This window comes from Brachybacterium nesterenkovii, assembly GCF_900163655.1.
In the GTDB taxonomy this organism is placed as follows: Bacteria; Actinomycetota; Actinomycetes; order Actinomycetales; family Dermabacteraceae; genus Brachybacterium; species Brachybacterium nesterenkovii.
The window spans coordinates 1-8,866 of record NZ_FWFG01000065.1 but is presented as its reverse complement, the minus strand read 5'-3'; the positions used below and the strand labels follow the sequence as shown (position 1 = coordinate 8,866).

Genomic DNA, 8,866 nt, shown 5'->3' with positions numbered 1-8,866 from the left:
CCCCCGCATCACACCCCGCACCTTCATCACCCTCACCCCCGCATCACGCCCCGCGATGGGGTGTGTCCCTTAGCGCGGTGGTCGATCTTCGTCGGAATCACTGCCCGAATCGGTCGATTCTCGTCGGAATGCGGGGCGAATTCCGACGAGAATCGACCGATCCACTTCGCTCCAGTAAGCCGATGCCCGCTCCCGATGAGCCGCTGTCACGGTCCCAGTGCCGCGCTCCGCCATGCGGTCGTCCCCGCGCCGTCGTGCCGTCGCCAGGGCGTCACCTGCCGCCGGTAGGGTCAGCTCATGACGACCTCGCCGCCGCCATACCCCGGATCGCCGCAGCCCCTCGACCCCGGGCACCCGTACCAGCAGCCCGTCGAACTCGGGCACCCCTACCAGCAGCATGCCGACGCAGCGCACCCGTACCAGTAGCCCGTCGCCCCCGGGCACCCGAAGTATCCGCATCAGCAGCCCTATGCCTCCGTCCCTCCCGCCTCGGCCGCGCCGCCCGCGCCGACCTTCGACCGCCCCGAGGACTTCCCGACCACCGTGAGCAACGACGGTCGCCTCGGGTGGGCGCTCGGCCTCGTCTCCGTCGTCGGGTTCCCAGGCGCGTGCGCCATCGTCTGCGGGATCGCGATGATCATCGGCGGTCTGATGCAGCGCCGGAAGAACCCCGTGGCCCGCCGCACCGGGCGCAATGCCGCGCTCTTCGGCGCCTCGCTGGTGCTGAGCACCGCAGCGTTCTTCGCGATCATGGGCATCGGCATCGCGCTCGAGAACGCGGGCTCCGACGTCGAACCGTTCTTCAACGCCTTCGGCCCGTTCGTCTTCGCTCCGCTGGGCATCTGGATGATCATCGTCGGCCCGCTCGTCGCGTTCATCATGGGCATCGTCGGCCTGACAGTGCCGGTGTCGCGCGAGAAGGCCGCGCGGATCCTCGCCAAGCACGCGGGCGTGCGCTAGCTTCGGCGCATGAGCATCCCGCAGCCACCCGACGGCGAGGCCTCCGAGATCTCCGGCGGGACTCCGCCGCATCGCGGCGTTCCGGCCCATCTCGAGGCTCCGACCGATGAACCGGTGGCGCCGGAGGCCTCCGCTCCGCAGCGCGCGACAGCGGATTCCCGGGGGAATGCCCCCGCTCCCGAGGCAGCGACAGCGGATGCCCACGGAGACGCCCCCGCCGAGGAGCCGACGGCAGCCGGCGCCCGCACCGCGCAGCAGCCGACCGCCCCCGCTGGTCCGAGCAACCCTGCCGCCACCAACGCCTCCGCCGCCCCAAGCTCCCCCGCGGCCCCGACCGGCGGCCCCGGGATGCCCACGAACTGCTGGCCCACGGTCGAGGGCGTCGGCGGCACCGCCGCCCCTTCCACCGCGCCGAGGACTTCCCGACCACCGCCGCGAACGACGGGCGCAGCGCCTGGACCATCGGACTCATCGTCCTGGTCCCGTTCTTCGGGATGCTCATCGCACCCCTCGTCATGCTGATCACCGCGACATCGAACGGCCGCAAGAACCCGGTCGCCGCGCACGTCTCCCGGAACGTCATGATCTTCGCGGGCATCACGCTCGCCCTGCTGGTGGTCGCACTGGCCTGCAGCGTCGTCTCCACGTTCTACTCCGACACGGGCGCGCAGCTTCCGACCTGGCTGTTCATCCCGCTCGTGCCGTCGCTGGCGTGGTCGATGATGATCGCCCCGCTCGTCACGCTCATCATGGGCATCATCGCCCTGCTCAGGCCGGTGTCCCGCGAGAAGGCGGCGAAGATCCTGGCGACGCACCGGAAGGCCTGGCGGCGCGAAGACCCGTCGGCCCGAAGCCCTGCCGGCACGCCCGGGCCGACCCGCCCAGCCGCCGCAGCGCCTGCCCGGCCGCCGTCGCACCGCCCCGGCAGGCCCAGCACCGCCCCGGCAGCACCGCCCCGGTCCCCGCTCTCACCGACTCCGAGGACCGCGTGACGCCGGTCACGAAGCCGTGTAGCGTCGTGCCCATGAAGAAGCTCATCAACTCCCCGGACACCGTCGTCGCGGACTTCCTCGAGGGCATGGCGCTCGCGCACCCGACGTCCCTGCGCATCGACCACGAGAACAGGGTGGTGCTACGCGGCACCCCGAAGGACGAGGGCAAGGTCGCGATCGTCTCCGGCGGCGGCAGCGGTCACGAGCCCCTCCACGGCGGATACGTCGGGCGCGGGATGCTCGATGCCGCCTGCGCGGGCGAGGTCTTCACCTCCCCCGTCCCCGACCAGATGCAGGCGGCGACGAAGGCCGTCGACCGCGGCGCGGGCGTGCTGTACATCGTCAAGAACTACACGGGCGACGTCATGAACTTCGACATGGCCGCCGAGCTCGCCGACGCCGAGGACGACATCGCCGTGCGCCAGGTGATCACGAACGACGATGTCGCCGTCGAGGACTCCACGTTCACCGCGGGGCGTCGCGGCGTGGGCGGCACCGTGCTCGTGGAGAAGATCGCCGGCGCCGCCGCCGAGGAGGGCCGCAGCCTCGAGGAGGTCGCCGAGGTGGCCGAGCGCGTCAACGCCTGCGCACGCTCGATGGGCATGGCGCTGACCCCCGTCACCGTGCCCGCCAACGGCAAGCCGTCGTTCGAGCTGGGCGACGACGAGATCGAGATCGGCATCGGCATCCACGGCGAGCCGGGGCGGCGCCGCGAGCCCGTCGCCTCCGCCCGCGAGATCGCCGAGAAGCTCCTGGACCCGATCCTCGCGGAGCTGCCGGGCGAGGGCCCCGTGCTGCTGATGGTCAACGGCATGGGCGCGACCCCGCTGATCGAGCTGTACATCATGGCCAAGGAGGCCTCGCAGGTCCTCGCCGAGCGCGGCGTGGAGGTGTCGCGCCATATGGTGGGCGAGCTCATCACGAGCCTCGACATGGCCGGCTGCTCGATCACGCTGCTGCGTCTGGACGATGAGCTCACCGCGCTGTGGGACGCCCCCGTGCACTCCCCGGCGCTGCACTGGTCCGCCGACGACATCCAGGAGTGACCCCATGACCGAGCGCAAGACCACCGTGACCGTCCCCGACCTCATCGCGTGGCTGCGGCGCACAGGCGAGCTGATGGCCGAGCACGCCGCAGAGCTGTCCGACCTCGACTCCGCGATCGGCGACGGCGACCACGGCACGAACATGAAGCGCGGGTTCGCCGCCGTCGCAGGTGTCCTCGACGAGGACTTCGAGACGGTCGACGCCCTGCTGAAGCGGGTCGGGTCGACGCTCGTGTCCTCCGTCGGCGGGGCGTCGGGCCCGCTGTACGGCACGTTCTACCTGCGGATGGGCACCTCGCAGAAGGGCGCCACCGAGCTGGACGCCGCGTCCCTGCTGGGCGCGATGTCCACCGGGGTCGAGGGCATCGAGGCGCGCGGGAAGGCGGGCATCGGCGAGAAGACGATGCTGGATGCGTGGATGCCGGCGCTCGAGGCCTTCGGGCGCGCCGGCGGGTCGCTGGCCGATGCGCTGCGCGCGGGGGCCGAGGCGGCTGCCGCGGGCCGGGATGCGACGGAGCCGATGGTCGCGACCAAGGGCCGCGCCTCCTACCTGGGCGAGCGCTCCGCCGGGCACATCGACCCGGGCGCCGCGTCGACCGCGCTGATCTGGCAGGCGGCCGTGGAGACGCTCGCCGGTGGGTCCGATACGGGCTCGGACGACGGAGCGGCGTCGTGACCGGCATCGTCGTCGTCTCGCACTCGCGGCCACTCGCGACCGCCGCCGTGGACCTCGCCTCCCAGATGCTCCGCTCCGGCGGGCCGCGGATCGAGGTGGCCGCGGGGCTGTCCGACACGGAGCTGGGCACCGATGCCGCCGCCATCCAGACCGCGATCGAGGCGGCGATGGACGATCAGGGCGTGGTGGTGCTCATGGACCTGGGCTCGGCGATCATGTCTGCCGAGATGGCCGTGGAGATGCTCGACGAGGACGATGCCGCGCGGGTGCGCCTGAGCTGGGCGCCCCTGGTCGAGGGCCTGATCGGCGCGGCCGTGACCGCTGCCGGCGGGGCCGACCGCGAGGAGGTCGCCACCCAGGCCGAGCTCGCGGCGGAGGCCAAGAGGATGCAGGTCACGGGCGGCTGACGGGGGCGGGCGGTCGGCGCCGCGCCATGGGTGCCACCCCGCGGCGCGCCGCGGGCACCTTCCTACGCCACGTTGCGCCGCGGGCACCGTCCCACGCCACGCCACGCCACGCGCGCCGTCCCGGCAGCGGTCGTGCGATCGCTCCGCTATCGCCAGGTCGTAGCGGACCGTTAGCACGACACGGGGCGGCATGGTCGTGCGATCACTCCGCCATCGCCCTCCGATACCGGACCGTTCGCACGACACGGAGCGGCATCGTCGTGCGTTCACTCCACTACCGACTCCGCATGCTCCTCTTCACCGGCGGTCTCGACGCCTCACCCCACACTCAACTCTGAAGAGCCCCGATAGCGGACTGTTCGCACGACACTCCCCTGGTCATCGCGCGAGCCCCGGTCGCCATGCAGCCCCTGGGAGCGGAGCGCGCCGGGCACCGCACTGCTCGGCCAGGACGGTTGACGCCTCGCACACCCTCTTCTACGTTATTCCGTAGCTACGGAATAACGTGAGTCGGGCATCATGCCGCCCGCCTGATGACGAGAGGGGCGACCGTGACGGACAAGCGCACACGGCGAGAGCCCGGCAGCGATGCCGACGACCTCCGGGCCCGCCTGGACCGACTCGAGGCACTGGTCGGACGACTCATCGAGCACGCCCCGGCCGCGACCCTTCCCACCACCGACCTCGAACGCACGGCGTCGGCCCCATCGGCCCCCGGCCCCGATACCGCCGCCGCGGGCAACGGGGCCGAGGGCGACGGGACCGCCGACACCGCCGCCCCGCGGCACGCCCGCCCTGCCCTCGACGAGCGGCTGCCGGCGCAGTTCTGGGCGCTGAACGCCCTCGCGGAGAACGTGCCCGCACCCGGCGGCGTCGTCTTCGCCGGCGCCGTCGACCTGCCCGCAGGCCCCATCCGCTACCAATGGGCGCGCCCTGCCGAGCACCTCCTGGCCGCGGACTGGTCCGAGCGCGCCGACCGGGCCGCCGCCCTCGGCCACCCGCTGCGCCTATCGATCCTGCGCCTGCTGCTGGACGGCGAGCGCACCGTCGCCCAGCTGGTCGACGAGCTGACCCTCGGCTCCACGGGCGTCGCCTACCACCACCTGAACCTGCTCCAGGGCGCCGGCTGGGTCACCTCCCCGCGCCGCGGGACCTGGGCCATCCCGGCCTCGCGCATCATTCCGCTGCTGTCCATCGTCATCGCGCTCGAGGAGAGCTGACCATGCCCCAGGACGAGTCCACGCACAGCTCCCCCGCCTCCCGCCCCGAGAGGCGCGGGAGCGCGATCCACGGCTCCGCGAGGCACGGCAGCACGAAGGCCAAGAGCGACGACGCGAGCAACACGCACGCCCCCTCCTCCGCCCCTTCTCCCGCGCCCGACCTCGCGCGCCCCTCCCGACGGACGGTCCTGACCGTCGGCGCGCTCGGCACCGCGGCGCTCGCCGCCACGGGAGCGGCCGTCGGCCCCCTTCCCTCCCGCCTGGGCGCACCGCAGGGCGATCCCGATCTCGCCGCCGAGATCGCCCCGTACCTGGACGGCTGCCGCACGGTCACGGCAGCGCTCATCGAGGGCGGTGCCGTGCGCTGGACCGGCTTCGGCGCCGATCAGCACCGCGAGTTCGAGATCGGCTCGGTGTCCAAGACGTTCACGGGCGCGCTGGTCATGGCCGCCGTCGCGCGCGGGGAAATCGCCCTCGAGACGACGGTGGCCGACGTCCTGGGCTCGCGCGCCGACGGCTCGGCGATCGCCGACGTGACGGTCGCCGAGCTGGTCTCCCACACCTCGGGGCTGCCGCGTCTGCCCTCGGCCATGACGACGAGCTCGATCTGGCGCAATGCGCTGCGGCGCGATCCGTACACGGGCTTCAACGCCGACGAGGTCGTGGACATGGCACTGACGGCGGAGATCTCGGGCCGCGGCACTGTCGCCTACTCGAACCTGGGACCGTCCCTTGCGGCGCACCTCCTTGCCGAGGCGACCGGCTCCCCGTGGGAGGACCTGCTGGCCCAGCGGATCCTCAGGCCGCTCGGGATGCCCTCGACGCGCGCACCGATCACTCTCGACGCCCTGGCGCAGGACGCCCCGCGGGGCCGCACTGCATCAGGACGCCGTACCGGGCCGTGGACGTTCGAGGGCTTCGCCCCGGCCGGCGGCATCCGCTCGAACCTCGCGGACATGATCGCGTATCTGCGCTCCCTCATGGACGGCTCGAACCCTGGCGCTGCAGGCCTCGAGCCGATCGCCACCCGCGAGGAGGGGTCTCACGTGGCCGTCTCCTGGTTCCTCGAGCCCCTGGACAGCGGGGCGCGAGCCGTCTGGCACAACGGCCAGACGGGCGGGTTCGCCAGCTTCTGCGGATGGAGCCCGGACACGGGGCGCGGCTGGGTGCTGCTGTCGGACACGGCTCGCCCCACGGACGAGCGCACGTGGATGCAGATCCTCGACGGGAAGGTCATCTGATGGACATCGGCACCCTGCTGGCCGCCCTCGCACCGCTGATGGTCGTGGCGTTCCTGGCCATCGCGCTGCTGGGGCTGCTGGGCTCGACCGCGGTCGGACGCCTGCACCCGCTCAGGACCCTCGACACCATGCTGAGCGCGGCATTCTTCCTGGCCGTGATCACGCTGGCCGTGCCGGTCGCCGGTCCGCTCGCCGTCGCCTGGTGGGCGGTGCTGTGCGCAGTGGCGGTGGTCGGCATCATCGCGCTGCTGCGCGGCCGGGTGGCATCGTCGGAGGAACAGGAGCGCGCAGCCGCACCGCTGCCTCCCCGGGGGGATCCGCAGCGTCGTTCGGCGCACCGGGATCGCCGACGGGTGCGCCGGGCGACGCGGCCGACGATGCTCCAGCTGGGGGTGTCGGTCCTGCTCGTGGCGGCCGCGGTATCGACCGGCATCATCGCAGGCTCGGGAATCGCGGGCGGCTGAACCGTGGCCGGGCCGGGACTCGCTCGCGGCAGAGCGGGCACGGAGCCCGACGGCGATCGCGGTCGCGGCGCGCACCGTCGTCGTCAGCGCTGGTCGTGCGCCATCCTCGTCAGCGCTGGTCGTGCGATCACTCCGCTATCGGCAGGTCGTAGCGCACCTTGTGCACGACCAGGTGCGGCATGGTCGTGCGATCACTCCGCTACCGCACTCCGATTCCGGACCGTTCGCACGACCCCTCCGCCATCGCCCCCCGATTCCGGACCGTTCGCACGACTCCGCGTCCGGGTGTGGACCGAACCGCCCCGGCTGCGCACCACCCCGGTACCGCCCCTGCACTCCAGGCTCCGCCACGCACCGCCGCCGGCCGCCGACCAGCCGTAGCCGTACCCGCACCACGCCGCCGCTCCCGGCCAACGGCATCACCACCGGCACCGCCCCTTCAGCACCGCCACCGGCACCGCCCCTTCAGTACCGCCACCGGCACCCCGGCTCAGCACCGCCGCTTCAGCACTCCCGGCTCAGCACCGCCCCTCCAGCACCGCCACCGGCACCCCGGCTCAGCGCTCCCGGATCGGCAGCCAATCGATGACGGCGCGGATCTCACGGTCCCACAGTCCCCATTCGTGGACGCCGGGAACGAGGGACACGGTCGGCTCGTGCCCGCGCTCGCGGGCCAGCTCGATCACGGCGCGGTTGGCGTCGATCAGGGAGTCCTCGGTGCCGCACGCGAGGTAGAGGCGCGGGAGGCTTCCGGGCGCGGCGGCCCGGAGCAGGCCGGGGATGTCGTCGGCGGTGCCCGCGATGTCCGCGCCGGCCCAGACGCGCTCGGCGAGGTTCCCGAAGCGGGGGTCCGAGACGATGGGGCTCCCAGCGAGGTCCACGACGCCCGACAGGCTGGCCGCGGCGGCGAAGCGCTCGGGATGGATCAGGGCGAGCTTGAGCGCGCCGAAGCCGCCCATCGACAGCCCCGCGACGAACGCGTCCTCCCGCGCCTGCGAGACGCGGAAGGAGCGGCCGATGATCTCGGGCAGCTCCTCGGAGATGTACGTCCAGTACTTCTCGCCGACGGCCTCATCGACGTAGAAGGACCGCCTGACCTCGGGCATCACGACGGCGATGCCCGCATCGGAGGCGTAGCGCTCGATGGAGGTGCGGCGCTCCCAGATGGTGCAGTCGTCGGAGAGGCCATGCAGGAGGTACAGCACGGGCGGGGCGCCCTGGGGCGCGGGGGCGTCCAGGCCGATCTGGCCGGCCGCGCTCTGGGGCAGGAGCACCACGGCGGAGGTGCCCATGGCCAGGGACTCGGAGAAGAAGTCGACGCGCATGCGGATCATGGGGTCACCCTCTCCCCTGCAGCGGCCGTCAGTTCCCCGCGCGGCCGCGGTCCTCGACGCCGAGCTCGTTCGCGAGGGCGCGCACGCGGGCCAGGATGTCGTCGCGGATCAGACGCATCCGCTCGGGGCCCTCGATGCCGCGTAGGGAGGGCTCATCGGTGTCCCAGACCTCGATCGGGGCGGCACCCGTGTTCTCGATGACGGCCTCGGTGCCCAGCACCACCACCCGGTCGGCCCTGTCGAGCCAGGCGGGGTCGATGGGCCGGGGGCGCGCGCCGTCGAAGCTGGCGCCGATCTCCTCCACCGCGGCACGGGAGGCCTCGTTCAGCGCATCGCCCGGGCGCGTCCCGGCCGAGAGGACGGTCACGGCGTCCCCGGCGACCTGCCGCATGAGGGCCGCGGCCATCTGGGACTTGCCGCCGTTCTTGACGCAGAGGAACAGGACGGACGGGCGGACGACTGGTGCTGCGGTGTCGGGGGTCATCGGATCTCCTGGGTCGGTGCGGCGGTGGGGCGACGGGGATGC

10 protein-coding genes are annotated in these 8,866 nt (G+C 72.8%); 8 read left to right on the top strand and 2 right to left on the bottom strand.

Annotation, left to right across the window (positions count from 1 at the left end; genetic code table 11):
- Nucleotides 1–543: 543 nt before the first annotated feature.
- The 8 genes from FM110_RS07575 (at nt 544) to FM110_RS07540 (ending at nt 7,006) form a co-directional block, all read left to right on the top strand.
- On the top strand, nt 544–960 hold the full coding sequence (locus FM110_RS07575) for a hypothetical protein (RefSeq protein WP_087104172.1): 417 nt from the start codon (nt 544–546) through the stop codon (nt 958–960).
- 494 nt (nt 961–1,454) lie between these two features.
- Complete coding sequence (locus FM110_RS07570) at nt 1,455–1,952, top strand: hypothetical protein (RefSeq protein ID WP_087104171.1); 498 nt, start codon at nt 1,455–1,457, stop codon at nt 1,950–1,952.
- A 32-nt stretch (nt 1,953–1,984) separates the two neighbouring features.
- A complete protein-coding gene (gene dhaK / locus FM110_RS07565; protein ID WP_087104170.1) occupies nt 1,985–2,998 on the top strand; it encodes a dihydroxyacetone kinase subunit DhaK in 1,014 nt (337 codons plus the stop codon).
- 4 nt (nt 2,999–3,002) lie between these two features.
- Complete coding sequence (gene dhaL / locus FM110_RS07560; RefSeq protein WP_087104169.1) at nt 3,003–3,674, top strand: dihydroxyacetone kinase subunit DhaL; 672 nt, start codon at nt 3,003–3,005, stop codon at nt 3,672–3,674.
- Complete coding sequence (dhaM, locus tag FM110_RS07555; protein WP_087104167.1) at nt 3,671–4,081, top strand: dihydroxyacetone kinase phosphoryl donor subunit DhaM; 411 nt, start codon at nt 3,671–3,673, stop codon at nt 4,079–4,081. The genes dhaL and dhaM overlap by 4 nt, the downstream gene beginning before the upstream one ends.
- A 551-nt stretch (nt 4,082–4,632) precedes the next feature.
- Nucleotides 4,633–5,301: a helix-turn-helix domain-containing protein gene (locus FM110_RS07550; RefSeq protein WP_234992037.1), complete on the top strand. Its 669-nt coding sequence runs from the start codon at nt 4,633–4,635 to the stop codon at nt 5,299–5,301.
- Nucleotides 5,302–5,303: 2 nt separating this feature from the next.
- Nucleotides 5,304–6,542, top strand: coding sequence for a serine hydrolase domain-containing protein (locus FM110_RS07545; protein WP_087104163.1), 1,239 nt, complete (start codon nt 5,304–5,306; stop codon nt 6,540–6,542).
- The gene (locus FM110_RS07540) at nt 6,542–7,006 is read left to right on the top strand and encodes a hypothetical protein (RefSeq protein WP_087104161.1); all 465 of its coding nucleotides are present in this window, start codon (nt 6,542–6,544) and stop codon (nt 7,004–7,006) included. Before FM110_RS07545 ends, FM110_RS07540 begins: the two co-directional genes overlap by 1 nt.
- A gap of 557 nt (nt 7,007–7,563) precedes the next feature.
- On the opposite strand, the gene FM110_RS07535 is transcribed toward FM110_RS07540, so the two are convergent.
- On the bottom strand, nt 7,564–8,340 hold the full coding sequence (locus FM110_RS07535) for an alpha/beta hydrolase (RefSeq protein ID WP_087104159.1): 777 nt from the start codon (nt 8,338–8,340) through the stop codon (nt 7,564–7,566).
- Nucleotides 8,341–8,368: 28 nt separating this feature from the next.
- A complete protein-coding gene (locus FM110_RS07530; RefSeq protein WP_087104157.1) occupies nt 8,369–8,824 on the bottom strand; it encodes an arsenate-mycothiol transferase ArsC in 456 nt (151 codons plus the stop codon).
- Nucleotides 8,825–8,866: the final 42 nt, after the last annotated feature.